The following is a 22,454-nucleotide window of genomic DNA, read 5'->3' on the forward strand; positions in this document are numbered from 1 at the left end:
TTCATGCCTTCCGGGCGCTGGGTGTTCGTGCGCTTCCGACGTCCGCAAGGCCCGTGTGGTTCCCCCAGGACGTGGTGAGCAGCATTCTGCAAGCTCGGACGGTACGGCATGAAACCGGCTCCCGGGCCGGACGACGCGAAGTCGTCACGAACCGGGAGCCGGGGTGTGGGTCAGCCGTTGGCGAGAGCCTGGAGCCGGTCGTAGGCACCGTTGAAGGTGTCCTGGTCGAGCGGACTCGAGGTGTACTGCCAGACGGTGTAGAAGCCCCAGTTGTAGGGCAGGGTGCCCACCGACGACGCGTACCGCGCGACCCACAGCGGGGCCGTGCTGGAGAAGTCACCGCTCACGCACTGGCTCCACCAGCTCGTCGACGTGTAGATCACCGGGTAGCGGCCGGTCTTGGCGTGGTACGTGTCGTGGAAGTCGAGGATCCACGCCGTCATCGCCGCTTTGCTCAGCCCGTAGCAGGTCGCGCCGTACGGGTTGTACTCCATGTCCAGGGCGCCCGGCAGCGTCTTGCCGTCGCCGGACCAGCCGCCGCCGTGGGCGACGAAGTAGGTCGCCTGCGCCGCACCGCTCGCGGTGTTCGGGGTCGCGAAGTGGTAGGCGCCGCGGATGAAGCCCTGGTCGTAGGAGCCGTTGTACTGCTGGGCGAAGTACGGGTTCGTGTAGCTGGTGCTCTCCGTGGCCTTCGTCCAGACGAACCGCTTGCCCTGGTTCCACCAGTTCGCCCAGTCGACGTTGCCCTGGTAGCTGGCGACGTCCATGCCGGCCACGGTCGCCAGCACCTGGCCCGGCATGGCCTGGGCGGGCTGCGGCTGCTGCGCCGCCTGCTGCGTGTCCGGGGTCGACTTGTCGCCTTCGACGCGCCGGATCTGCGACCCCAGTTCGTGGTTGTGCTGTGCGATGTCCGCGTTGATCGCGGCCACGGGGTCGACCTCGGGGGAGAAGGTCGTCGCCTGGGCCGTGCTGCCGAGCAGGAGCAGCGTGGCCGGGACGACCAGGGCGGCGAACAGCCGCCCTCTTCGGGAAGTGGACATCGTTGAATCCCTTCACAGATACCCTCGCTGAGGACGGCTTACTGCAGGTAGCCGCCCGTGCACGATTGTTGAGGACGAACTGCCGTTTGTCACTCAGTTCCGTGAAATTGGGTATACGCGTGGGTGATTTTCTCGGGAAGAAGATCATAAATTGGTGACCAGTTAACACCTATTACTCGAACGGTGGGCCGTTCAGCCCAGCGCGAGTGCGCGCAACCGGTCGGCCGTGCCGTTGAACCAGTTCTGGTCGCCCGGCAGGGATCCGCGGTCGGCGAACTGCCAGATCGTGTGGGTGCTCCAGCCGGCGGGCAGCTCGCCGATGAAGGTGTTGTAGCGGGCGATCCACAACGGGTTGCCGCCGAACCCGCCGGTGTTCGCGGTGCAGCGCTTCCACCAGCTCGTCGACGTGTAGATCGTCGGGTAGCGGCCGGTGGCCGCGCGGTAGGTCTCGGAGAAGTCGCTGATCCAGCGGACCATCCCGGCGGCGTCCTTGCCGTAGCAGGTTTCGCCGTACGGGTTGTACTCCGCGTCGAGCGCGCCGGGCAGGGTCCGGCCGTCGGGCGACCAGCCGCCGCCGTGGGCGAGGAAGTACCGCGCCTGCGACGCGCCGTCGGAGATGTCCGGCCGGGCGAAGTGGTAGGCGCCGCGGATCAGGCCGGCGTCGTAGGACCCGTTGTACTGCTGGGCGAACTGCGGGTTGACGAACCCGGTGCCCTCGGTCGCCTTGACGTAGACGAACTTCGCGCCCGTCCGCGCCGCGCCGGGCCAGTCGACCGGGCCCTGGTGGCCGCTGACGTCGTGCCCGAGCTGCTGGTCGTCGGTCGCGTACAGCACGCCGGGCACCGCGTCGACGCCTTCGACCTCGGCGATCTGCGAACCGGCGTAGTGGTCCTCGGCGCCCGCGTAGATGTCGGCGGCCGTCGCCGGCGTCTGTCCGGCGACGAGCAGAACGGCGGCGGCGAAGGGCAGCAGCGAACGTCGTTTCACCCTCATGCTCCCCACCGGTCTCGTGAGTCTTTTCCAGCCTCACCATGCACCCGAGTCGCCGGATCGGCGACTCGGGTGGTCACTCGATGGGGTTAAACCCGCAGGTCAGCGCTGTTCGTCGGCCAGCGCCTTCAGCAGGTGCTCGGCCGGGACGACGGCCGTGATGAGGTCGTGCGGGTTGATCGCGACGGGGTGCCCGCCGAGCAGGCTGACGATGTCGCGGCCGACCACGGCGCGGGCGTGCGGCCATTCGCGCGGCACCAGCGCCTTGCGCGTGTAGGCGGGGACCATGACCCGGCCGTCGGTGTTGTGGAAGCCGATCACGGTGCGCTGCACCGGCGACATCGCGTAGACGAACAGCGTCGAGTCGAGGACGACCTTCGGCAGGTCCGACGCCGGCCGGTGTTCGGTGCGGACGAGCTGCAGCAGCTGCTCGAGGTCGTTCGACGGCTCCGGGAAGCCGAGCGCCTTGGGCGAGGGCCGGTAGCGGTCGTTGGGGTGGAAGTCGGCGACGACGTCGCCCGCGCCGTTCACCGGGTAGGCGCCGACGACCGCCCACGACGGCACCGGGCCGTTCGGGTCGAAGGCCTCGTCGATGACGTAGAGCCAGCTGTCGGGGTTGGCGCGGGCGTTTGTGCGCATCTCCGCGGTGATCTCGGGCGTGCCGTGCTTGCCGGAGCGCCGGGCCTGCTGGCCGCGCCGCGCGGCGCGGTTGTGCTTGCTGTGCTTGCCGGGGCGATCGGCCCCGCTTCCGGTGGGCTGCTGCGAAACCATCCGATCTGCCTCGTCCCGCTGCGCCATCGTCATCCCCACGTTCTCGGGTGTGCCTGAAAACTCTTGGTGCGCCACTCTACTGTTTGCCCATGGCCTCTTCGCGTTCGGTCGACCCCGGACAGTTACGTGCGGCGGTGCTGGCGGTTTCCGCGTGGCTGCAAGGCGACGCGCCCGATCCGGCACGGCCGGAACTGGCCGCCGCGGTCCGGCTCAGCCTGCGCACGCTCGCGGCCGACGCGCCGGGCCGCACGGTCGAGGTCCGCGTGCCGCCGTTCGCGGCGGTGCAGTGCGTGGACGGTCCGCGGCACACCCGCGGCACCCCGCCGAACGTGATCGAGACCGACCCGCGCACGTGGCTCGAACTGGCCACGGGCCGGCTCGACTGGGCCACGGCGGTGGCGGACGGCCGGGTGTCCGCGTCGGGCACCCGGGCCGACCTTTCCCACTGGCTCCCCCTCATCCGGCTCTGACGGACGCGGGGGCAGGAGGAGCTACGGCTTGCGGCCGACGCCGCCGGCGATGGTCCGCTGCGCGACGTTGAGGTCCTTGAGCCGCGGGCCGTCCGGCCACCAGTCGGCGCACAGCGTCACGCCGGGATCGACCATTTCGAGGCCGGGGAACAGCTCCTCGATCTCCTTCTGCGTCCGGAACGTGCCGGACCCCATCGGGCTGTGCACGAAGAAGTCCTCCATGCGGCGCGCGGTCGCGGAGTCTTCGTTCTCCGGGTCGAAGAAGTGGCTGAGCCCGACGAAGGAGCCGGACGGCAGCGCGTCGACGTACTCCCGCATGATCTCGGCCGGCCGGTCGTGGTCGCCCTTGAAGTGGTGCAGCGTCCCCATCTGCAGCAGGACGAGCGGCTGCGTGAAGTCGATGTGCTCGCGGACGACCTCGTTCTCGAGGATCCGCTGCGGCTCGAAGATGTCTTCGGCGACGAAGTGGGTGTGCTCGTTCTCTTCGAGCAGCGCGCGGCCGTGCGCGAGGACCACCGGGTCGTTGTCGACGTAGACGACCCTGGTCTCCGGGTTGATCCGCTGGACGACCTGGTGGGTGTTCTCCGCCGTCGGCAGGCCGGATCCGAGGTCGAGGAACTGGGTGATGCCCGTCTGGCTGGCGAGGAAGCGGCAGACACGGATGAGGAAACCGCGGTTTTCGAACGCGAGGTCCTGCGCCTCCGGTGCGGCCTGCTGCACCTTGTGCAGGACCTCCCGGTCGATCTCGTAGTTGTCCTTCCCGAGCAGGAAGGCGTCGTACACACGCGCGATGCTCGCTCGGGTCGGGTCGACCCCCACGGGAACTCGTTCGGTCCGGGTCGCGGCGTCGGGCATGGTGAACCTCGCAAGTTCTGTGTTGAAAGTCTCGTACTCTACGTAGAGTAGGACGACACACGCATGCGGTAAACCGGGTCACCTCTTTGCGCAGGACGGCCCAACGTGTACTTTCGGTAGTCGGGCTAGAACCCCCTGGTGACGTGAGCGCGGAAGGTCCGGGAATGAACGCGGTGAACGCGTCCGCAGGCGAGCAGAACATCGGCCCCACGGCGCGCCGCATGATCCTGGGCTCGCAGCTTCGCCGACTCCGCGAAGAGGCCGGCATCACCCGCCAGCAGGCCGGATACAACATCCGCGGGTCCGAATCGAAGATCAGCCGCCTGGAACTGGGCCGGGTCGGCTTCAAGGAACGCGACGTCACCGACCTGCTGACGATGTACGGCGTCGAGGACGCGACGGAGCGCCAGACGTTCCTCGACATGGTCAAGCAGTCGAACGAGCCGGGCTGGTGGCGGCGCTTCGGCGACACGATGCCGAACTGGTTCACCGACCTCGTCGGCCTCGAAGAAGCCGCGGCCCGGATCCAGATCTGGGAGCCGCTGTACGTCTCGGGGCTGCTGCAGATCGAGGGGTACGCGCGGGCGATCTTCAGCCACGGCCGCCCGGAGATGGCCGACGAGCGCGTCGACCAGCTGGTCGCGCTGCGCATGCGGCGGCAGAAGATGTTCAGCAGGCCGGACGCGCCCCGGGTGTGGATGGTGCTCGACGAGTCCGTCCTGCACCGGCCGATCGGCGGGATGAAGGTGCTCAAGCAGCAGATCGAATACCTGCTGGAGATGAGCGCGCTGCCGCACGTGTCGGTGCAGATACTGCCGTTCTCCCGCAGCGGCCTGTCGGCGGAGCACGCGTTTTCGCTGCTGCGGTTCGGCGAGCCGGAGCTGCCGAACATCGCCTACGTCGAGTACCTGACCGGCGCGCACTACATCGAGAAGCGCGAAGAGATCGAAAAGTACAGCCGCGCGCTGGACATGCTGGCGGTCGACTCCGAGACGCCGGAGCGGAGCCGCGCTCTGCTCGCGAAGCGGCGCGCGGAGATCTGAGAACGCTCCTGGTGAACCGGTCCGCCGGCGGTGACGAGTGTCCGGCGGGTGGTCACCGGCAGTATCCGTGGCCGGTCGGCGGCCCTCGCTCATGTCCCGATGAGCGGTGACTACTCGTAGCCGTTCGCCCGTTAGGGGAGTTATCTATCACCCGATAGGTTAGCCCTGACCAGGTGATTCTTTACCGTCCGAGAACTTTGCAAGAAATTCTGCACGTGCATTTACCGTTGCAGGCACACGTGCTAACCTCCGATACGCGGGCAAATGCACATGCAGATGCGACGCCTGCAGGGTTTTCCGCATCGAGAGGTGGGACCATGGCTGAGCGATTCGAGAACGGCATACCGGCCGATCGGCTGGTCGGAGCCGAATGGCGCAAGGCGAGCTACAGCGGTGCCGTGGGCAACTGCGTCGAGGTCGCGCCGCTGACAGGTGGCGAGATCGCGATGCGCAACTCCCGGTTCCCGACCGGCCCGGCCCTCGTCTACACGCGCGCGGAGATGGCGGCGTTCCTGGCCGGCGCGAAGGACGGTGAGTTCGACGATGTCCTCAGCTGAGGCCGTCGCCCCCGTCTTCGACATCGAGACCGGACTGCAGGAGCTGGTGGCTCGCGGCTACCAGTTCGTCCACCCCGCCGACGAGCGCGGCGAGGTTCTCGCCGTTGTCGGTGTGCGGGTGCACGACGACGTGGTGGACGTGGTCCGGCTCAATTCCGAGGACGACGTCGAGGCGACCCGGATGCCCGGCACCGAAGAGAACATCTTCGAGCCGGAGCGCTGGTTGTGGCGCCGCCGCGGCGAAGGCGCCCAGGTGCTCACGGAGATCCTCTCGCTCCCGGATGCTTGCTAGACATGAAGCCTTCAGGCCCTGTCCGAAGTGGTCAGTACCACGTCGGGCAGGGCCTGACTCATGTCCGCACCGTCTACACTGAAACCGGCCTGACCACGTCTTCCCAGGAGCTCCTCGGTGGTTTCCGACCCGCAAGTCGTGTCCGACCAGCCCGAACCGGAACCCCGTGAGGAGTGTGGCGTCTTCGGCGTCTGGGCTCCCGGGGAAGAAGTCGCGAAGCTGACCTACTACGGCCTCTACGCCCTGCAGCACCGCGGGCAGGAGGCCGCCGGAATCTCCGTCTCCGACGGCTCGCAGATCGTGGTCTTCAAGGACCTCGGCCTGGTCAGCCAGGTGTTCGACGAGCAGATCCTGCAGTCGCTGCAGGGGCACATCGCCGTCGGGCACTGCCGGTACTCGACCACCGGCGCGACCATCTGGGAGAACGCCCAGCCGATCTTCCGCACCACCGAGACCGGCAGCGGCCTTTCCTTCGCGCACAACGGCAACCTCGTCAACACCGCCGAGCTGCGCGAGCGCACCATCGCCGCCGGGCTCAAGCCGCACGCGGGCCTGACCGGCTCGTCGAGCGACTCCGACCTGGTCTGCGGCCTGCTCGCGGCGAACGCCGCCGACAAGGGCATCGAAGCCGCCGCGATGGATCTGCTGCCCACGCTCAAGGGTGCCTTCTGCCTGGTCTTCGCCGACGAGAACACGCTCTACGCGGCGCGTGACCCGCACGGCGTCCACCCGTTGGTCCTCGGCCGGCTCGAGCGCGGCTGGGTCGTCTCGAGCGAGACGGCGGGCCTCGACATCGTCGGCGCGTCCTTCGTCCGCGAGGTCGAGCCCGGCGAGCTCATCGCGATCGACGCCGAGGGCCTGCGCTCCTCCCGGTTCGCGAACCCGGACCCCAAGGGCTGCGTCTTCGAGTACGTCTACCTCGCCCGCCCGGACACCACGATCGCCGGGCGCGGCGTGCACGCCACCCGCGTCGAGATCGGCCGGCGGCTCGCGATCGAGCAGCCCGTCGAGGCCGACCTGGTCATGCCGGTACCGGAGTCCGGCACGCCGGCCGCCATCGGCTACGCGCAGGGTTCCGGCATCCCCTACGGCACCGGCCTGGTGAAGAACGCCTACGTCGGGCGCACGTTCATCCAGCCGTCGCAGACCATCCGCCAGCTGGGCATCCGGCTCAAGCTGAACCCGCTGCGCGACGTCATCCGCGGCAAGCGCCTGGTCGTGGTGGACGACTCGATCGTCCGCGGCAACACCCAGCGCGCGCTCGTCCGGATGCTGCGGGAGGCCGGCGCGCTCGAGGTGCACGTCCGGATCGCGTCGCCGCCCGTGCGCTGGCCGTGCTTCTACGGCATCGACTTCGCGTCGCGGGCCGAGCTGGTCGCGAACGGCGTCGACCTCGACGGCATCCGGCGCTCGATCGGGGCCGATTCCCTGGGCTACATTTCCCTCGACGGCCTGGTCGCGGCCGCGGAGCAGCCGAAGTCGCGGCTGTGCACGGCGTGCTTCTCCGGCGAGTACCCGATCCCGCTTCCGGAGGACGCGCTGATCGGGAAGCACCTGCTGGAAAGCCTCGACGCGGTCAATGGCGCGGCGAAGCCGGTCAGCCCGGCCGGGTACGGTGCCGAAGACGCCATCCGGCGTCCCTAGCCCGTCCGGGCCAGTCCTTCCAGTTGGGAGTCCTTCAGCCGTGAGCGAGTCCACGAGCGCCACGTATGCCGCCGCCGGCGTCAGCATCGACGCCGGCGACCAAGCCGTCGAGCTGCTCAAGCCGCACGCCGAACGGGCTACGCGCCCGGAGGTGATGGGCGGCGTCGGCGGCTTCGCCGGGCTCTTCTCGCTGAGGCTCGACAAGTGGAAGGAGCCGGTGCTCGCCTCCTCCACCGACGGCGTCGGCACCAAGCTCGCCGTCGCGCAGGCCCTGGACAAGCACGACACCGTCGGCATCGACCTGGTCGCGATGGTGGTCGACGACCTGGTCGTGACCGGCGCCGAGCCGCTGTTCCTGCAGGACTACATCGCCGTCGGCAAGGTGCACCCGGAGAAGATCGCCGCGCTGGTCGGCGGCATCGCCGAAGGCTGCGTCCGGGCCGGCTGCGCGCTGCTCGGCGGCGAGACGGCCGAGCACCCGGGCCTGATGGGTGAGCACGACTACGACATGTCGGCCACCGGCGTCGGCGTGGTCGAGAGGTCCGCGCTGCTCTCGCCGGAGAAGGTCCGCCCGGGTGACGTCGTGCTGGCGCTCGGCTCGTCGGGGCTGCACTCGAACGGGTACTCCCTCGCCCGGCACGTGCTGCTGGACATCGCTCGGATGCCGCTCGAGGGACACGTCGAGGAGTTCGACCGCACCCTCGGCGAGGAGCTGCTGGAGCCGACCCGGATCTACGCGAAGGACTGCCTCGCGCTGGCCGCCGAGACCGAGGTCCGGACGTTCGCGCACATCACCGGCGGTGGCCTGGAGGCGAACCTGGCCCGCGTCATGCCGCGCGGACTGGTGGCCCGGCTCGACCGCGGCACGTGGACGCCGTCCGCGGTGTTCGCCCTGATCGGCCAGCGTGGCAAGGTCGAGCGCAGCGAGCTGGAGAAGACGTTCAACATGGGCGTCGGCATGGTCGCGATCGTCGGGCCCGAGGACGTCGACCGGGCGCTGGCCATGCTGACCGCGCGGCACCTGCCGGCGTGGGTGCTGGGCGACGTCCAGCCCGCCGACGACGTCGACGGCCCGCGCGCGGTCCTCTCGGGCGACCACCCGCGGTTCTGACAAACCGCTTGGTCCGGCTGCCACAATTGAGGGCGTGGCAGCCGAAGACGTGGTGGTCGGCTCCCGGTTCGTGATCCCGGGAGCCGAGTTGAGCGAGCGCTTTTCGCGGTCGTCCGGCCCGGGCGGGCAGGGCGTGAACACCACCGACTCACGCGTCGAGCTGTCCTTCGACGTGGCTGCGTCGCCGTCGATCCCGGAGCACTTGCGTGACCGGGTCCTGGCCGAGCTCGGCCCGCGGCTGGTCGACGGCGTCCTGACGATCGCGGCCAGCGAACACCGCTCGCAGCTGCAGAACCGGGAAGCGGCCCGCGCCCGCCTGGCGAACCTCCTGCGGGACGCGTCGGCGCCGCCGCCCGCCAAGCGGCGCCCCACGAAGCCGTCCCGCGGTTCGAAGGAGCGCCGCCTGGCGTCGAAGAAGCGCCGGAGCGACGTGAAACGAGGCCGCTCCGGCCGCTTCGACGACTAGCTCAAGGAGAGGTGCACGCACTCGCCGGCCGGCTGGTAGCCGACGCGGGCGTAGATGCGCCCGATCCCCAGGTCACCGGGGGTCAGGAACGCGGTGTGCGCGCCCTGGGCGTACGCGTCCCCGGTGAGGAAAGCCGTGAGCGCGGCGGCGAGCCCGCGTCCGCGGTGCGGGTCGAGCACGCCGATGCCGGCGATCTCCGTGGTGCCGTCGACGATTTCGAGGGCGACCCCGCCGCCGACGACCTCGCCGGTGGCCAGGTGCTCGACGAGCGCGGACGTGACCCCGGCCGCCTTGCTCTTCGCGCGTTCGACGTCCTCGTCGGTGACCTGCGCGGATTCGCCGTACGCGTGGTTCTGCGCCGCGCGCATCCGCCGGTAGTCGTCGTCGGACCCCGGTTCGCGGACGGCGTAACCGTCCGGTGCGGGGTGGCCGACGAAACCGGCCGGGGAACAGGTCATCAGCGGAACCCGGCGCTCGAGCCCGTACCCCGCCTCGACCAGCAGGTTCTCCAGGCCGGGGGCGACGTCGGTGAAGTACTCCAGCCGCGGGAGCAGGCCCCGCCGCCGGAACGCCTCGGTCAAGGCGTCGATCTCGGCCGTCGTCGGCTGCGCGCCGTCGTCCGGGATCGCGTAGTTGAGCATCGGGTGCGCCGTGCCGGGCGAGTAGGTGGCCAGGAAGGGGCCGACCTGCTCGGTGTCGCGGCCGCGCGGCGCCGTCTTGCGGACATACGTCTGGATGGCAGACATTGCTGGGTTTGAGCCTTTCGAGAGCATGACAAGGAATCCGCGGCCGCTGAACGGGCCTGCGGGCAGAACGCCGGGCGTCGGGCCTAGCGGAGGCCGACGCCGGAGGCGGCGCCAGGCATAGGCGGTCATTCCTTGACTCGAAGGGGGCTCTTCCGGGCCATCTTGGCATGGCCCGCAACCGGGTTTACTGGCGTTCCGGGTGCGCGATGGCCGCGTACCGCGTGTCCCAGACCGAGCGCGGGACCCGCATCCTGAGCGTCGGGGCCTCGCAGATCGTCCGGCGTTGTGCCGGGATGGCCACGGGCACCGGTGGCGGCGGATCGAGCGCGCGCCAGCCGCGACGGCTGAGGGCCGCGCCGAGCGTCGCGCCCGCCGTGTTCAGCAGGACGTCGTCGGTCGAGGTCACCCGGCCGGTGTGGATCAGATATTGCGTACCTTCCACCAGCACGGACGCGATCAGCGCGGCCAGCGCGATCCGCAGCAGGGTGCGCAGGCGGCGCATCCGCAAGGGCAGCAACGCCCCGAGGGGGGACAGCAGCAGGAGGTTGCCGATCACCTGCCAGAGTGATCCGTCGTCCCCGAAGGCCGCCGTGATGTCGGCGCCGGGAACGAGGTCGAGCGTGCTCTCGCCGGAGGTGCCGACGGGCATCGTGACCAGGCACAACACCAGGAAGGCGACGAGGAAGGCGGCGCTGTCGACGCCGGCTGTCGCGGTCGCGTAGCGAGCGGGAAGTCTTCGCCGCCGGCGGGCCGCGAGCAGTGGCCAGCCGAGCAGCGCGTACGGCAGCGCGATGGCCGAAACCGGAATCATCCCCCAGAAGGCGCGCAGCAGGGCTTCCATGCGCCTCCCTTCTCGAACCCCTCAAGAAAACTTCGATGCGCGGTGCCCTCCCAAGATCACCTTTGCATCGCAAGATCGACTCGGCAGTCCGAGCGGGCCGCACTATTCGGTGATCTTTCCGGTGGCGCGACGAAGGTTCCCGTGGTTCGGTCGGGAGGCGCACTGTCCACAGTGGAGGTTGTGGACAACCCTGTGGATGAATTCGGGGAGTTTGTGAGGAAGCCTTACTTCACAACGTAAACCCGCGAGGTGGGCCTGTGTACTACTCGGCCAGCTTCCGGGCCTGGTCGAGGAGGTTCTGCAGGTGCAGACCACGGCGGACGTCGCAGGGGTGCGTCGTGATGCCGCTGGCGATCATCGCCGCGAAGTCGTCCAGCAGCGCGGTGTAGGACTCCTGCGCCGAGCCCGGTTTGCGCCCGAGTGTCCGGTAGCCGTGCTGTCCCCAGACGGCGATCTCGACGACGGTCGGCTGCACCGGCAGCCGCAGCGACAGCGTCGCGGTGCTGACCACGCCGTGTTCGTGCGCCAGCATCAGGTGCCAGAGGTCGCCGGGGCTCTGCCGGGCCGCCACCACCTCGGTGATCGGGCCGAGCGCGGCGTCCAGCATGTCGAGCGCGTGCGGGCCGATGTCGAACAGGGCGCCGCCGTCTTCCTGGCGCCACGCCGAGGCGGCGTACTCGCCGCCGAGCAGGGCGCCGGACAGCCAGCGCGCGCCGCCCCCGGCCCAGCCGCCCGCCTGGGCGAGGTCGGCGAGCCACTCCTGGGTCTGCGCCGAGTACCGCAGGGTCAGCACGACGAGCGCGGCGACACCCGCGCCCGCGACGGCGTCGGCCAGCCGCTGCGCACCGGCGAGGTCGGCGGCGATCGGCTTCTCCAGGATCAGGTGCTTCCCGGCTTCGGCCGCGCGCACGGCCAGCTCGGCCTGGATCGACGGCGGAACGGCGAACGCGACCGCGTCCACCTGCTCGAACAGCTCCTCGACGCTGCTCGCGGCGGCCGCGCAGTGCGTGTCCGCAAGCGTTTGCGCGGCCTCGGGCCGCCGGGCCCAGACCGCGGTCAGCGCCGTGCCGGGGTGATCCGCCAGGCCGGGGGCGTGGATGGTCGTCGCCCACGGGCCGGCACCGATCAGGCCGATGCGCAGCTGTCCGTCCGCGATGAGCTGTCCCACGGCCCGCAGTCTAGGTGTGTCGCTCGTCGCGCCGGAACCGCGTCTGCCGCTGGTTAAGGTTCTCGCATGATCGCCGCGCGCTTCGCCCGTTTCTCCGCTGTCTGCGCCCTGCTGCTGGGCGCCTGCCTCACCGGCGCCGCGCCCGCCTCGGCGACGGGTCCCGAAGGGTCCTGCGCCGAGGGCGGCGGCGTCACGGTGGTCGTCGACTTCGGCGACCTGGGCCCCGCGTCGTCGATCCGTTGCGCCCCCGGGACACCGGCGAACGGCATCGCGGCGCTGCAGGAGGCCGGCTTCGCCGTCGCCGGCTCGCAGAAGTACGGCCTCGCCGTGGCCTGCCGGATCGACGGCAAGCCGGGTCCGGACGTCGAGTCGTGCGCCGGGATGCCGTCGGCCACGGCCTACTGGAGCTACTGGCACGCGTCGGCGGGTGGTCAGTGGGAGTCGAGCCAGGAGGGTGCCCAGACTTCGAAGCCGGTGGCGGGTGGCTTCGAAGGCTGGGCCTTCGCGCGGCCGAAGTCGGCGAACGACCTGCCGGCGCCGCCGCGCGTGGCGCCGGTGCGCCAAGCCGTAGCTCCGGCGCCCGCTCCGGCGAGCGAAGGCAGCTCGTTCCCCTGGGGCCTGGTCATCGGGGCCATCGTGATCGTGCTGGTCGGCGGCGCCGGCGTGGTCGTCGCGGTGCGCCGTCGGCGTGCGCAGTAGGGCGCTGCACCCCGGCGCCTGGTGGGTCTGGGCGCTCGCGCTGGCCGTCGCCGCCAGCCGGACGACGAACCCGCTGCTGCTCGGCCTGATCATCGCCGTCGCGGGGTTCGTCGTCGCGAACCGGCGGAGTGACGCGCCCTGGGCGCTGGCGTTCCGGCTGTACGCGTACGTCGGTGCGCTGATCGTCGCTTCGCGCGTGCTGTTCCGGATCCTGGTCGGCGGTGAGGACGGCGGGCACGTGCTCCTCGCGCTGCCGCGGATCCCGCTGACCGCCGGGCTGTCCCTGCTCGGGCCGACGTCGGCGGAGGCGCTGCTCGGCGGGTTCTACGACGGCCTCCGGCTGGCGACGATGGTCGTCTGCGTCGGTGCGGCGAACGCCCTGGCCAACCCGAAACGCCTGCTCAAGGCGGTCCCCGGCGCGCTGTACGAGGTGGGCACGGCGGTCACCGTGGCCCTGACGGTGGCCCCGCAGCTCGTCGAGAGCGTCCAGCGCGTGCGACGGGCCCGGCGGCTGCGGGCGGGGCGGACTCGCGGGCTGCGGGCGGTCAAGGGCATCGTGGTGCCGGTGCTGGAGGACGCGATGGAGCGGTCGCTGCGGCTGGCGGCCGCGATGGACTCCCGGGGCTACGGGCGCCGGGCGTACCTGAGCCCGGGGGTGCGGGTGCTGATCGCTTCCTGTGTCCTGTTCGGGTTGGCCGGCGTGTGCGTCGGCGTCTACGGCGTGCTCGACGGGACGTCGTCGTGGCTCGGCGTGCCGCTGCTGGCCGCGGGGCTGGTGGTGGCGGTCGCGGGGTTCGTCCTCGGTGGCCGGCGCGTGCGGCGGACGGCGTACCGGCCGGACCCGTGGCGGTGGCCGGAGACGCTGGTGGTGCTCGCCGGGATCGGGTCGTGCGTTTCGCTCTTCCTGTCCGCCCAGGTCGATCCGGCGAACCTGTACCCGTCGTTGAGCCCGTTGCGGTGGCCGGAGGTCTCCTTGGTGCACGTGGTGTCCCTGCTCGTCGCGGTGGTGCCCGCGTTCGTCGCGCCCCGCCCGCCCTCGTCGGAGGTCGTCCGATGATCGAGTTCTCGCGGGTCACGGTGACCTACCCGGATGCCTCGAGGCCGGTGCTTTCGGAGGTCTCGCTGCTGGTCGAGGAGGGGGAGCTGTGCCTGGTCGCGGGGCCGACCGGGGCCGGCAAGTCGACGTTCCTGGGCGCGATCAACGGGCTCGTCCCGCACTTCACCGGCGGGCGGCTGGCCGGGCGGGTGCTGGTGGACGGACTGGACACCGCGTCGTACCCGCCGCGGGAGCTGGCCGCGGTCGTCGGCGTCGTCGGGCAGGACCCGCTGGCCGGGTTCGTGACGGACACCGTCGAGGAGGAGCTGGCGTACGCGATGGAGCAGCTCGCGGTGGCGCCGGACGTCATGCGCAAGCGTGTCGAGGAAACCCTGGACCTGCTGGGGATCGCGGAGCTGCGAAACCGTCCACTTAGGACTCTGTCGGGCGGGCAGCAGCAGCGCGTCGCGATCGGCTCGGTGCTGACGGCGCACCCCTCGGTCGTCGTGCTCGACGAACCGACGTCCGCGCTGGACCCGACGGCGGCCGAGGACGTGCTGGCGGCGATCACCCGGCTGGTGCACGACCTCGGGACGACGGTGGTCGTCGCGGAGCACCGGATGGAGCGGGTGGCGCAGTACGCGGACCGGGTGCTGTACCTGCCGGGCGACGGGTCGGTGCGGTCCGGCCCGCCTTCGGAAATCCTGGCGACGTCCGAGATCGCGCCGCCGATCGCCGAGCTGGGCCGGCTCGTGGGGTGGTCGCCGCTGCCGTTGTCGGTGCGGGACGCGCGGCGGGTCGCGGGGCCCCTGCGTTCACGCCTCCGGAAATTGTCGGTGGTGGGTTCTACCCTCTCGGTGACCGGTCGAGCACTGGACGTGAGAGGGGTGGTGGTCCGTTACGGCGATGTCCTGGCGGTGCGCGGGGTGGACCTGCGCGTCGGGCAGGGGGAAGTGGTCGCACTGATGGGACGCAACGGCTCCGGCAAGTCGTCGCTTCTCTGGGCGGTGCAGGGCAGCGGACCGAGGTCGGCGGGGAAGGTCGACGTCGGGGGCGCGGATCCCGCGTCGCTCAAGCCACGAGTGGCCCGTCAGCGCGTCGGGCTGGTCCCGCAGACCCCGGCCGACCTGCTGTACCTCGATTCGGTCGACGCCGAGTGCGCACAGGCCGACACCGAATCGGAGGTCGCGGCGGGAACGGCCCGGGCCCTGCTGGACCGGCTCGCCCCCGGGATCGCCGGTGAAGCGCACCCCGGCGACCTGTCCGAAGGGCAGCGGCTGGCGCTGGTGCTGGCGGTCCAGCTGGCGTCTGCCCCGCCGGTCGTGCTCCTCGACGAGCCCACCCGCGGCCTGGACTACCACGCGAAAAGGCGCTTCGCGGCGACCCTGCGAGAGCTGGCCTCGCAGGGCCACGCGGTGCTGCTGGCCACGCACGACGTCGAGTTCGTGGCGACGGTGGCGCATCGCGTGGTGGTCATGGCCGAGGGAGAGGTGGTCGCGGACGGCCCGACGAAGGAGGTGATCGTCGCATCGCCGGCGTTCGCGCCGCAGGTGTCGAAGATCCTGGCGCCGGAGCAGTGGTTGACGGTGGACGAGGTCGCCGAGGCCCTGGCATGACCGATTTCCTCGGGCCGCCACCCCGCGCGGTCCGCATCGCTCTTCAGCCCGCGCTGGTCCTCGGGGTCGCGAGCGTCCTGGGGCTGGCAATGTTCTGCTGGCCCCTCTTCGCGCACCCCGCGCCGAGCGCGGCCGCGCACACCGCGGATGCCCCGTTCGTCTTCATGGCGACCCTGCCGGTGCTGATCCTGGTCGTCCTCGCCGAACTTTCCCGCGGCGGCATCGACGCCAAAGCGCTCGCCCTGCTGGGCGTGCTCTCGGCGGTCAACGCCGGCCTGCGGCCGCTCGGGGCCGGGACCGGGGGCATCGAGCTGGTGTTCTTCCTGCTCGTGCTCGCCGGGCGGGTGTTCGGCCCCGGCTTCGGGTTCGTGCTCGGTTCGACGTCGCTGTTCACCAGCGCGCTGCTCACCGCCGGTGTCGGGCCGTGGCTGCCGTTCCAGATGCTCGCGTCCTCGCTCATCGGGCTCGGTGCCGGGCTGCTGCCGCGGAAACCGCGCGGCAAAGCTGAGATCGCCCTGCTCGTCGGGTACGGCGTCTTCGCGGCCTACTTCTTCGGGCTCCTGATGAGCCTGTGGTCGTGGCCGTTCCTCGCCGGCACCAGCGCGCAGCTCGGGTTCGTGCCCGGCGCGCCGCTGCTGGACAACCTCCACCGGTTCGCGGTGTTCACCGTCCTGACGTCGACCCTCGGCTGGGACACCGGCCGCGCGATCACGAACGCGGTCGCGATCGTCCTGCTGGGGCCGGCCGTCCTGGCGGTGCTGAGGCGCGCCGCCAGGCGGGCGGCCTTCGACGCGCCCGCGGTCTTCGACCGGAGTCCCGGTCAGCCGTACGAGTAGAAGCCCCGGCCCGTCTTCTTGCCCAGCAGGCCCGCGTCCACCATGCGCAGCAGCAGCGGCGGCGACGAGTACAGCGGCTCCTTGAACTCCGCGTACATCGAGTCCGCGATGGCCTTGATCGTGTCCAGCCCGATCAGGTCGGACAGGCGCAGCGGGCCCATCGGGTGGGCGGTGCCCAGCTCCATGCCGCGGTCGATGTCCTCCGCCGACGCGAAGCCGGACTCGATCATCCGGATCGCCGAGAGCAGGTACGGCACCAGCAGCGAGTTCACGATGAACCCGGCGCGGTCCTGCGAACGGATGACGGTCTTGCCCAGCGCCGTCGTCGCGTGCTCCTCCGCGCGGCGGGCCGTCTCCTCGCTGGTCAGCAGCGAGGGCACCAGCTCGACCAGCGGCAGCACCGGCACCGGGTTGAAGAAGTGGATGCCGACCACCTGCTGCGGCCGGCTCGTCGCCATGCCCAGTTTCATGATCGGGATCGACGACGTGTTGGACGCGAACAGCGCGTCCTCCGCCTCGACGATCTTGTCCAGCTGGCGGAAGACGTCGACCTTCGCCTGCTCCTGCTCGAGGATCGCCTCGACGACCAGTTCGCGGTCGGCGAACTCGGCTATGTCCGTCGTGAAGCGGAGGCGGCCCAGTGCCGCGTCGGCGTCCTCGGACGAGAGCTTGCCGTTCTTGACGCCGCGTTGCAGCGACTTCTCGATCCGGGCCTTGCCGGCGTCAAGCGCCGGCTGGTTCACCTCGGTGACCACGACGTCCAATCCGGACCGGGCGTGCACCTCGGCGATGCCGGACCCCATGAGGCCCGCCCCGACGACTCCAACCCGACTTACCACCGGCTCACTCCTTCATCGCTTCGCAGCCCCGCGTGCTTTTGGCAACCGCGTGCTTTCGACAACACTGTGGACAGCATTGTGGGCAGCACGCAGCGCGCGAGGGCGATCGCCGGATGTGTCCCGGCTACGCCCTCGCGCGGTTACGCGTGCTCAACGACGGTACTCGTCATACCCGTCGTCGTACGGGTCTTGATCATCGCTGTCGGACTCCTCGTGATGACCACTCGAGGAACTACTCGACAGCTCGCGCTGCAAAGCATCGAAGTCGGTCTCGTGCGAGCTGTACTTGAGCTCGCGCGCCACCTTCGTCTGCTTGGCCTTAGCCCGGCCGCGCCCCATGGCTCGACCCCCTCGCACAGGGGCGGGGCGGCCGGGGGAATCGGCGGCCCCGCATCGTCTCGACAATTCTTTCCTGCTCACACCGTACCGTGTCCGGGGGGTTCGATGCGACGTGGCACGGTGTGCTGGTCGTGACAGTGTCCGCCGGACGCCGGTTACCGGCCGGTCGGTGGCGATCCGCGCAGGTAGGCGTGCCACGATCTACTCGTGCTCCGTCCCTTCGTGGCCTACTTGCGGGTGTACGAACCTCTGCTCGCCCTCGGTGATCCGCCGGGCGAACGGCTGCGTGCGGCCGTTGCGGCGGCCAAGCTGCAGCGGACGGACGCGGGGGCGCGCGAGCAGGCCATGTGGCTCAAGTCACAGGTCGCCGCGCCGCGGCGGCTGCTGCCCGCCGAGCTCGCCGACGGGCGTCCCGCGCCGAGCCTGCTGACCGACGTCCTGGTGCTCCCCGCCGAGGACGTGCCGGACGGCAAGGGCGAGCACGGGCCGTTCGTGTGCCCGCTGGAGCTGCGGGCCCGCTCGGCCGCCGCGCTGGTCACCTTCCTCGGCGACGCGCACCCGGCGCTGAAGAACGTCGTCCTCGACGAGGGTGGCTTCACCCAGGAGACGATCCGCGCGCGGACGAAGTCGGCGATGGTGGACCTGAGCACGTCGGCGGCGCACACGCTGTCGACGACCTGGACCGTCCCGCTGCCGTGGTTCGTGCTGATCGAGCCGGACGAGCGCCGCCTGGTGCTCGGCCGCGGCCGCGACGACCCGAAGCGCGAGGTGTCCTGGCGCACCACCCTCGCCGACGCGCAGCACCGGGCGCGTGAGGCCGGCGAGCTGCTGGAGCAGACGTTCGGCGACTCCGGGCCGGGACGCGTGCTGTACGAGACGCGGCGGTGGCTGGACAACTTCCACGCGGATTCGGTGGTCGAGCTCGACTACGGCGGGCTGGTGCAGCTGTTCGCGGACCCGATCCTGGAGTCCGACAACACCGCCGACGAGGTGCACGACATCCTGGACGCGCTGCGCTCGGGCAACGTCGAGGAGCTCGCCGAGCTGTTCTCCGACCTGCGGGAGTTCTGGGGCGACCTGGCGTCCCGCGAACGCTCGAACTGACCAGCCGGCCCGGGCTTTCAGCCGCGCAGCTCCGGGACCCGCACTTCGCCCACCGGGCGGCCGCCACCGAGTACCGAGCCGTGGGCCAGGCCCTCGAGGCCCGAAACGTCCGCACCCAGGTACCTCAGCGCCTCGACCGCCAGCGGCGCGCACGCGCGCTTGGCGCCGTCGTCGATCTTCATCGCCACCGCGAAGCCGTCCGGGAGGGCGAACGCCTGGACGCCCTCCGCACCGCCCTTGGCGATGAGACCCTCCACGGCGGACATCAGCTCCGTGTCCTCGCGGCCGGTGCCCGCCACCAGCCACGGGTGCGCCCGCATCGCCGACGCCACCGTCCGCCCGGGCCCGTCCGCGGCGAGGGCCACCCGGCCGAACGCGCGGGCCAGCGCCGTCAGGGAGAACGCGAACAGCGGCGCGCCGCAGCCGTCGACTCCCGTGTGGACGATCGGCTCGCCCGTCAGCTCCGCGACGGCCGCCGCGATCGCCTGCTGCAGCGGGTGGTCCGGGGTCTCGTAGCCGTCCGTCGGCCAGCCGGCGCGGACGCACGTCGTCAGCATCGCCGTGTGCTTGCCCGAACAGTTCATCATCACGCGCCGCGGCTCGGCGGCGTCGCGCATGCTCGGCACGTGCAGCGGGAAGTCGGGCGGGCACACGAGGTCGTCTTCTCGCAGGCCGGCGGCCTGCAGCAGCTCGAGGACCCGCTTGACGTGCCCCGGCTCACCGGAGTGCGACGCGCACGCCAGCGCGAGGTCTTCGCCGGTGAAGTCCAGGCCGGCCCGCAGCATCCCGACCGCCTGCAGCGGCTTGTTCGACGAGCGCGGGTACACCGGGGAGACCACGTCGCCGAGGGCCAGGCGTGCTTCGCCTTCGGGGCCGGTGACCACGAGCGCGCCGCGGTGGACGCTTTCGACGAAACCGGACCGGACGACTTCGGCGAGGACGGGGTTCGTCACTCGCCGCGCCCGCCCTCGTTCTCCAGCAGCTCGTCCACAGTGGCCGAACCCTGCTGGTAGCGCTTCGCGATCTCCGCGTTGAGCGTGTCCATCACGCCCTGGACCTCGCGCCGGAAGGACGACACCGACAGCTCTTCGCGGGCGTAGGTGTCCAAAGCGGAGGCGAGCTTCTCGTCCGTCAGGGACTCGACGTCGGTCAGGTCGGTGTCGCCGATCAGGGCCTCGGCGTGCCGCCGGTGCTCTCCGGCGCGCGACGGCTCGAGCTGCTGGTGGCGGCCGGACCCCGCCGCCGGGCCCAGCGCGTTGTCCGCCAGGATCGTGGCCAGCTGGTCGACGATGCTCGATTCGCCGCCGGAGCTGCGCCGCGCCTGCTCCGCGCGCACGATGTCGATCCGGGCGTGCAGCAACCGGCGCAGGTAGGACAGGTCCGTCTCTTCCTGCGCGGCTTCGTCGCGCCGCTCGCGCAGCACCTTCAGCGGCAGTTCACCCAGGCCGCTGAGGTACCCCGGGCCGAGCACGCGGTCGATTCGCCGCCTGCCGCCGGGCCGCACTTCGATCACAGCGCAGTTTATCCCGGTTGAGCGTGATCTCGCTGTCAGGGGCTTTCCTTCAGCCACGAAGTTGCGCCGCTGCCGCACGGCCCGGCGCGGGCTGCTCCGACGGGACGGAGTCGGGGTCGATCGCCGCCTGGACGAGGTTGTCCTCGGCGCCGGCCAGCAGCTCCGCGCCCACCGGCGTCGAGCGCTTGACCAGCGCCAACGCGATCGGCCCGAGCTCGTGGTGCTGGATCACCGTGCCGATCCGGCCGACGGTCCGGCCGTCGAGCAGCACCGGGTCGCCGGTTTCGGGCGTGACCTCGGGCGAACCGTCGAGGTGCAGCAGGAGCAGGTTCCGCGGCGGACGGCCCACGTTGTGGACCTTCGACACCGTCTCCTGGCCGCGGTAACAGCCCTTCGCGACGTGGGCGGCGGAGCCGACCCAGTTGACCTCGTGCGGGATCGTGCGCTCGTCGGTGTCGACGCCCAGCCGCGGCCGCAGCGACTCGACGCGCAGCGCGTCGAACACCCAGCTGCCGGCCGCGCGGGCGCCCGCGTCGGTGAGCCGCTTCCACCAGGTGGCGAGCTCGTCGCGCGGTACCGCCAGGTCGACGCTGGAGCGGCCCGGCCACGGCATCCGGCGGGCGAAGCCGCCCCCGGGCAGCGCCGTGACCGCGTACGGCTCCGGGCCGACTTCGGCGCCGACGGCGCTCAGCACGCGCTCGGCGTCCGGGCCGAGCACCGTGAGCAGTGCGAGCTCGCCGGTCGCGTCGCGGATGTCCACCTTGGACCAGAACTTCATGGCTTCGAAGTACTCGCGCAGCGTCTGGGGGCCGCCCTTGGGCAGCGCGCTGGTGACGCTCGGGCCCGGGTCGGTGTCGAGCCAGACGGTGCCGTCGAGGTGCGCGAGCACCATGTGCGCCTCGACGCGGCCCTGGCTGTCGAGCACCAGCGCCTCGGTGCCGGTCCCCTCGGCGAGCTCGGTCACGTGCTGTGAGATCACCAGGTGCAGCCACGAGAGCCGCTCTTCCCCGGTGACGGCGATGAACTCGCGGTGCGAGCGGTCGATCACGACCACACCGCGCGACGCCGTGCGCTGCTCCGCGAACGGGTCGCCCCAGTGCCAGGGGACGCCGGCTTCCGGGAAGTCGTCGGGCGGCGGGATGGATCCGGGCACGTCCAGCAGCGGCGAGCGGTACGGCATACCGCCCAGCCTAGGTGAGTACGGTGGCGGCATGCGCGTGCTCGTCTTCCTCGACGGAACCCCGGCCGATCCCGGCACCGCCCAGATCAAGGTCGACGACCTCGGCCTGATGCGCGGCGACGGCGTCTTCGAGACGATCCTGGTCGTCGACGGCAAGCCCCGTGAACTGCGCCCGCACCTCGAGCGGCTCGCCCGTTCGGCCGCCATGCTCGACCTGCCCGAGCCGGATCTCGGCGCGTGGGAACGCGTCGTCGCGCTGGTGGTCGAGAGGTGGTCCGGCAGCTCCGAAATGGCGCTGAAACTGGTGTACACCAGGGGTTCCGACGGCGACCCCGACGCCGTGCCGACCGGGTTCGCGCTCGGTTCCGAGGTCTCGTCGTCGATCTTGCGGGCCCGCGCCGAAGGCGTCGCCGCGATCACCCTCGAACGCGGTTTCCCGCCGGATCTCGCCGAGCGCGCGCCCTGGCTGCTGCTCGGCGCGAAGCCGCTGTCGTACGCCGTGAACATGGCCGCGGTGCGCGAGGCCGTCCGCCGCGGTGCCGAAGATGTGATTTTCACCGCCGCCGACGGCTCGGTGTTCGAAGGACCGACGTCGACGGTGGTGCTGGCGAAGGGCCGGACGCTCTACACGCCGCCGTCGAGCATCGGCATCCTCCCGGGCACCACGCAGGCCGCGCTGTTCCGCGGCGCCGAGAAGACGGGCTGGACGGTCAAGGTGGAGCCGCTGACCGTGCGTGACCTGGTCGAGGGTGACGGCGTCTTCATGGCCTCGAGCGTGCGCAAGCTGACCCGGGTGCACACGCTGGACGGCGAGCGGCTGCCGGACTCCTCCGCGGTGTACGGCGAGCTCGTGGCGGCCTACGAGGCCGAGTACGCCTGACCCAGGCTGATCCGGACGACGGCGGGGGCGACCTCTTCGGCGCGGTAGGCGGCGATCTTGTGGTGGCCGTCGATGATCAGCTCGCGGTCGCCGTCGGCCAGCACGACCGCGACCGGCCGGTGGCCGGTGCGGATGGCGGTCCGGTAGTAGCCGACGCGGGCTTCGTCGGCAGGCGGCCAGACGTCGGTGGGGGTGAGCAGCTGGTCGTCGGGCAGCCGTTCCGGGCCGCTCACGCGGTAGTCGCCGTCGACGAGCAGGTCGAGGACCGGGCCGAGCGTGGTGGCGAGCGGGCGGCGCAGCTGGCCGGTGGCCAGTGCGATCCGCAGCGACTGGGGCAGCTCCGCCCGCTCCCGCGTGTTCACGTCCAGGAAACCCGTGCCACCGCTGATCGTCACCTTCTCCACGCCTATGAGGACGG

26 protein-coding genes are annotated in these 22,454 nt (G+C 71.0%); 13 read left to right on the forward strand and 13 right to left on the reverse strand.

Annotated elements, in window-relative coordinates:
• Positions 1 to 170: 170 nt before the first annotated feature.
• The 3 genes from QRX60_RS13295 to QRX60_RS13305 form a co-directional block, all read right to left on the reverse strand.
• A complete protein-coding gene (locus QRX60_RS13295; protein WP_286001087.1) occupies positions 171 to 1,040 on the reverse strand; it encodes a lysozyme in 870 nt (289 codons plus the stop codon).
• A gap of 192 nt (positions 1,041 to 1,232) precedes the next feature.
• Positions 1,233 to 2,033, reverse strand: coding sequence for a lysozyme (locus QRX60_RS13300; RefSeq protein ID WP_286001088.1), 801 nt, complete (start codon positions 2,031 to 2,033; stop codon positions 1,233 to 1,235).
• 99 nt (positions 2,034 to 2,132) lie between these two features.
• Positions 2,133 to 2,834 (reverse strand): type VII secretion system-associated protein, encoded by a 702-nt coding sequence (locus tag QRX60_RS13305; RefSeq protein WP_286001089.1) that lies wholly within the window; start codon positions 2,832 to 2,834, stop codon positions 2,133 to 2,135.
• A 56-nt stretch (positions 2,835 to 2,890) separates the two neighbouring features.
• On the opposite strand from QRX60_RS13305, the gene QRX60_RS13310 reads away from it, so the two are divergent.
• A complete protein-coding gene (locus tag QRX60_RS13310) occupies positions 2,891 to 3,271 on the forward strand; it encodes a sterol carrier family protein (protein ID WP_286001090.1) in 381 nt (126 codons plus the stop codon).
• A 21-nt stretch (positions 3,272 to 3,292) separates the two neighbouring features.
• Here the strand turns inward: QRX60_RS13310 and QRX60_RS13315 are convergent, their stop codons facing one another.
• Complete coding sequence (locus QRX60_RS13315) at positions 3,293 to 4,090, reverse strand: SAM-dependent methyltransferase (RefSeq protein WP_286001091.1); 798 nt, start codon at positions 4,088 to 4,090, stop codon at positions 3,293 to 3,295.
• Between the two features lie 200 nt (positions 4,091 to 4,290).
• Between QRX60_RS13315 and QRX60_RS13320 the strand changes: the two genes are divergently transcribed.
• The 6 genes from QRX60_RS13320 to arfB all read left to right on the forward strand — a co-directional run bounded on the left by QRX60_RS13320 (position 4,291) and on the right by arfB (position 9,239).
• Complete coding sequence (locus QRX60_RS13320; RefSeq protein ID WP_286001092.1) at positions 4,291 to 5,169, forward strand: helix-turn-helix domain-containing protein; 879 nt, start codon at positions 4,291 to 4,293, stop codon at positions 5,167 to 5,169.
• A 317-nt stretch (positions 5,170 to 5,486) separates the two neighbouring features.
• Complete coding sequence (locus tag QRX60_RS13325) at positions 5,487 to 5,726, forward strand: DUF397 domain-containing protein (protein WP_286001093.1); 240 nt, start codon at positions 5,487 to 5,489, stop codon at positions 5,724 to 5,726.
• On the forward strand, positions 5,713 to 6,018 hold the full coding sequence (locus QRX60_RS13330; protein WP_286001094.1) for a hypothetical protein: 306 nt from the start codon (positions 5,713 to 5,715) through the stop codon (positions 6,016 to 6,018). The genes QRX60_RS13325 and QRX60_RS13330 overlap by 14 nt, the downstream gene beginning before the upstream one ends.
• A 117-nt stretch (positions 6,019 to 6,135) precedes the next feature.
• Positions 6,136 to 7,662 carry an amidophosphoribosyltransferase gene (gene purF, locus QRX60_RS13335; protein WP_286001095.1) on the forward strand — a complete coding sequence of 509 codons (1,527 nt, stop codon included), beginning with the start codon at positions 6,136 to 6,138 and terminating at the stop codon, positions 7,660 to 7,662.
• Positions 7,663 to 7,702: 40 nt separating this feature from the next.
• Complete coding sequence (purM, locus tag QRX60_RS13340) at positions 7,703 to 8,773, forward strand: phosphoribosylformylglycinamidine cyclo-ligase (RefSeq protein WP_286001096.1); 1,071 nt, start codon at positions 7,703 to 7,705, stop codon at positions 8,771 to 8,773.
• Between the two features lie 49 nt (positions 8,774 to 8,822).
• The gene (gene arfB / locus QRX60_RS13345; RefSeq protein WP_286003580.1) at positions 8,823 to 9,239 is read left to right on the forward strand and encodes an alternative ribosome rescue aminoacyl-tRNA hydrolase ArfB; all 417 of its coding nucleotides are present in this window, start codon (positions 8,823 to 8,825) and stop codon (positions 9,237 to 9,239) included.
• Here arfB and QRX60_RS13350 read toward each other — a convergent pair.
• From QRX60_RS13350 to QRX60_RS13360, 3 genes are all read right to left on the reverse strand, one after another.
• On the reverse strand, positions 9,236 to 9,985 hold the full coding sequence (locus QRX60_RS13350) for a GNAT family N-acetyltransferase (protein WP_286001097.1): 750 nt from the start codon (positions 9,983 to 9,985) through the stop codon (positions 9,236 to 9,238). The genes arfB and QRX60_RS13350 overlap by 4 nt on opposite strands.
• Before the next feature lie 184 nt (positions 9,986 to 10,169).
• A complete protein-coding gene (locus QRX60_RS13355; RefSeq protein WP_286001098.1) occupies positions 10,170 to 10,826 on the reverse strand; it encodes a VanZ family protein in 657 nt (218 codons plus the stop codon).
• 262 nt (positions 10,827 to 11,088) lie between these two features.
• Positions 11,089 to 11,994, reverse strand: a complete 906-nt coding sequence (locus tag QRX60_RS13360; protein WP_286001099.1) for a Gfo/Idh/MocA family protein — start codon at positions 11,992 to 11,994, stop codon at positions 11,089 to 11,091.
• Between the two features lie 66 nt (positions 11,995 to 12,060).
• Between QRX60_RS13360 and QRX60_RS13365 the strand changes: the two genes are divergently transcribed.
• From QRX60_RS13365 to QRX60_RS13380, 4 genes are read left to right on the forward strand one after another with little or no spacing between them, the layout of a single operon-like run.
• Complete coding sequence (locus QRX60_RS13365) at positions 12,061 to 12,693, forward strand: hypothetical protein (protein WP_286001100.1); 633 nt, start codon at positions 12,061 to 12,063, stop codon at positions 12,691 to 12,693.
• Positions 12,683 to 13,750, forward strand: coding sequence for a CbiQ family ECF transporter T component (locus tag QRX60_RS13370; protein WP_286001101.1), 1,068 nt, complete (start codon positions 12,683 to 12,685; stop codon positions 13,748 to 13,750). The genes QRX60_RS13365 and QRX60_RS13370 overlap by 11 nt, the downstream gene beginning before the upstream one ends.
• Positions 13,747 to 15,345, forward strand: a complete 1,599-nt coding sequence (locus QRX60_RS13375; RefSeq protein WP_286001102.1) for an ABC transporter ATP-binding protein — start codon at positions 13,747 to 13,749, stop codon at positions 15,343 to 15,345. Before QRX60_RS13370 ends, QRX60_RS13375 begins: the two co-directional genes overlap by 4 nt.
• Complete coding sequence (locus QRX60_RS13380; RefSeq protein WP_286001103.1) at positions 15,342 to 16,181, forward strand: ECF transporter S component; 840 nt, start codon at positions 15,342 to 15,344, stop codon at positions 16,179 to 16,181. Before QRX60_RS13375 ends, QRX60_RS13380 begins: the two co-directional genes overlap by 4 nt.
• On the opposite strand, the gene QRX60_RS13385 is transcribed toward QRX60_RS13380, so the two are convergent.
• Positions 16,166 to 17,020, reverse strand: a complete 855-nt coding sequence (locus tag QRX60_RS13385) for a 3-hydroxybutyryl-CoA dehydrogenase (protein WP_286001104.1) — start codon at positions 17,018 to 17,020, stop codon at positions 16,166 to 16,168. The two genes, QRX60_RS13380 and QRX60_RS13385, sit on opposite strands and share 16 nt — an antisense overlap.
• A gap of 150 nt (positions 17,021 to 17,170) precedes the next feature.
• Positions 17,171 to 17,359, reverse strand: a complete 189-nt coding sequence (locus tag QRX60_RS13390; RefSeq protein ID WP_286001105.1) for a DUF3073 domain-containing protein — start codon at positions 17,357 to 17,359, stop codon at positions 17,171 to 17,173.
• Positions 17,360 to 17,566: 207 nt separating this feature from the next.
• On the opposite strand from QRX60_RS13390, the gene QRX60_RS13395 reads away from it, so the two are divergent.
• Positions 17,567 to 18,463 carry a hypothetical protein gene (locus tag QRX60_RS13395; protein WP_286001106.1) on the forward strand — a complete coding sequence of 299 codons (897 nt, stop codon included), beginning with the start codon at positions 17,567 to 17,569 and terminating at the stop codon, positions 18,461 to 18,463.
• Between the two features lie 17 nt (positions 18,464 to 18,480).
• Here the strand turns inward: QRX60_RS13395 and QRX60_RS13400 are convergent, their stop codons facing one another.
• The 3 genes from QRX60_RS13400 to ygfZ are packed head-to-tail and all read right to left on the reverse strand — an operon-like array spanning position 18,481 to position 21,156.
• On the reverse strand, positions 18,481 to 19,416 hold the full coding sequence (locus QRX60_RS13400) for an asparaginase (protein ID WP_286001107.1): 936 nt from the start codon (positions 19,414 to 19,416) through the stop codon (positions 18,481 to 18,483).
• Positions 19,413 to 19,976 carry an RsiG family protein gene (locus tag QRX60_RS13405; protein WP_286001108.1) on the reverse strand — a complete coding sequence of 188 codons (564 nt, stop codon included), beginning with the start codon at positions 19,974 to 19,976 and terminating at the stop codon, positions 19,413 to 19,415. Before QRX60_RS13405 ends, QRX60_RS13400 begins: the two co-directional genes overlap by 4 nt.
• A gap of 49 nt (positions 19,977 to 20,025) precedes the next feature.
• Positions 20,026 to 21,156, reverse strand: coding sequence for a CAF17-like 4Fe-4S cluster assembly/insertion protein YgfZ (gene ygfZ / locus QRX60_RS13410; RefSeq protein ID WP_286001109.1), 1,131 nt, complete (start codon positions 21,154 to 21,156; stop codon positions 20,026 to 20,028).
• A 31-nt stretch (positions 21,157 to 21,187) separates the two neighbouring features.
• On the opposite strand from ygfZ, the gene QRX60_RS13415 reads away from it, so the two are divergent.
• Positions 21,188 to 22,036: an aminodeoxychorismate lyase gene (locus QRX60_RS13415; RefSeq protein ID WP_286001110.1), complete on the forward strand. Its 849-nt coding sequence runs from the start codon at positions 21,188 to 21,190 to the stop codon at positions 22,034 to 22,036.
• Here QRX60_RS13415 and QRX60_RS13420 read toward each other — a convergent pair.
• Positions 22,015 to 22,440: a hypothetical protein gene (locus QRX60_RS13420; RefSeq protein WP_286001111.1), complete on the reverse strand. Its 426-nt coding sequence runs from the start codon at positions 22,438 to 22,440 to the stop codon at positions 22,015 to 22,017. The genes QRX60_RS13415 and QRX60_RS13420 overlap by 22 nt on opposite strands.
• Between the last annotated feature and the right edge of the window lie 14 nt (positions 22,441 to 22,454).

This window comes from Amycolatopsis mongoliensis, assembly GCF_030285665.1.
GTDB lineage: Bacteria > Actinomycetota > Actinomycetes > Mycobacteriales > Pseudonocardiaceae > Amycolatopsis > Amycolatopsis mongoliensis.

Excerpts from the sequence above, each read along its gene's own strand:
- QRX60_RS13350 (WP_286001097.1), bottom strand. The coding sequence starts at position 9,985 with ATGTCTGCCATCCAGACGTATGTCCGCAAGACGGCGCCGCGCGGCCGC.
- QRX60_RS13330 (WP_286001094.1), top strand. The coding sequence starts at position 5,713 with ATGTCCTCAGCTGAGGCCGTCGCCCCCGTCTTCGACATCGAGACCGGA.
- QRX60_RS13300 (WP_286001088.1), bottom strand. The coding sequence starts at position 2,033 with ATGAGGGTGAAACGACGTTCGCTGCTGCCCTTCGCCGCCGCCGTTCTG.
- QRX60_RS13325 (WP_286001093.1), top strand. The coding sequence starts at position 5,487 with ATGGCTGAGCGATTCGAGAACGGCATACCGGCCGATCGGCTGGTCGGA.
- QRX60_RS13310 (WP_286001090.1), top strand. The coding sequence starts at position 2,891 with ATGGCCTCTTCGCGTTCGGTCGACCCCGGACAGTTACGTGCGGCGGTG.
- QRX60_RS13380 (WP_286001103.1), top strand. The coding sequence starts at position 15,342 with ATGACCGATTTCCTCGGGCCGCCACCCCGCGCGGTCCGCATCGCTCTT.
- QRX60_RS13355 (WP_286001098.1), bottom strand. The coding sequence starts at position 10,826 with ATGGAAGCCCTGCTGCGCGCCTTCTGGGGGATGATTCCGGTTTCGGCC.
- QRX60_RS13295 (WP_286001087.1), bottom strand. The coding sequence starts at position 1,040 with ATGTCCACTTCCCGAAGAGGGCGGCTGTTCGCCGCCCTGGTCGTCCCG.
- ygfZ (WP_286001109.1), bottom strand. The coding sequence starts at position 21,156 with ATGCCGTACCGCTCGCCGCTGCTGGACGTGCCCGGATCCATCCCGCCG.
- QRX60_RS13320 (WP_286001092.1), top strand. The coding sequence starts at position 4,291 with ATGAACGCGGTGAACGCGTCCGCAGGCGAGCAGAACATCGGCCCCACG.
- QRX60_RS13375 (WP_286001102.1), top strand. The coding sequence starts at position 13,747 with ATGATCGAGTTCTCGCGGGTCACGGTGACCTACCCGGATGCCTCGAGG.
- QRX60_RS13415 (WP_286001110.1), top strand. The coding sequence starts at position 21,188 with ATGCGCGTGCTCGTCTTCCTCGACGGAACCCCGGCCGATCCCGGCACC.
- QRX60_RS13365 (WP_286001100.1), top strand. The coding sequence starts at position 12,061 with ATGATCGCCGCGCGCTTCGCCCGTTTCTCCGCTGTCTGCGCCCTGCTG.
- QRX60_RS13305 (WP_286001089.1), bottom strand. The coding sequence starts at position 2,834 with ATGACGATGGCGCAGCGGGACGAGGCAGATCGGATGGTTTCGCAGCAG.
- QRX60_RS13390 (WP_286001105.1), bottom strand. The coding sequence starts at position 17,359 with ATGGGGCGCGGCCGGGCTAAGGCCAAGCAGACGAAGGTGGCGCGCGAG.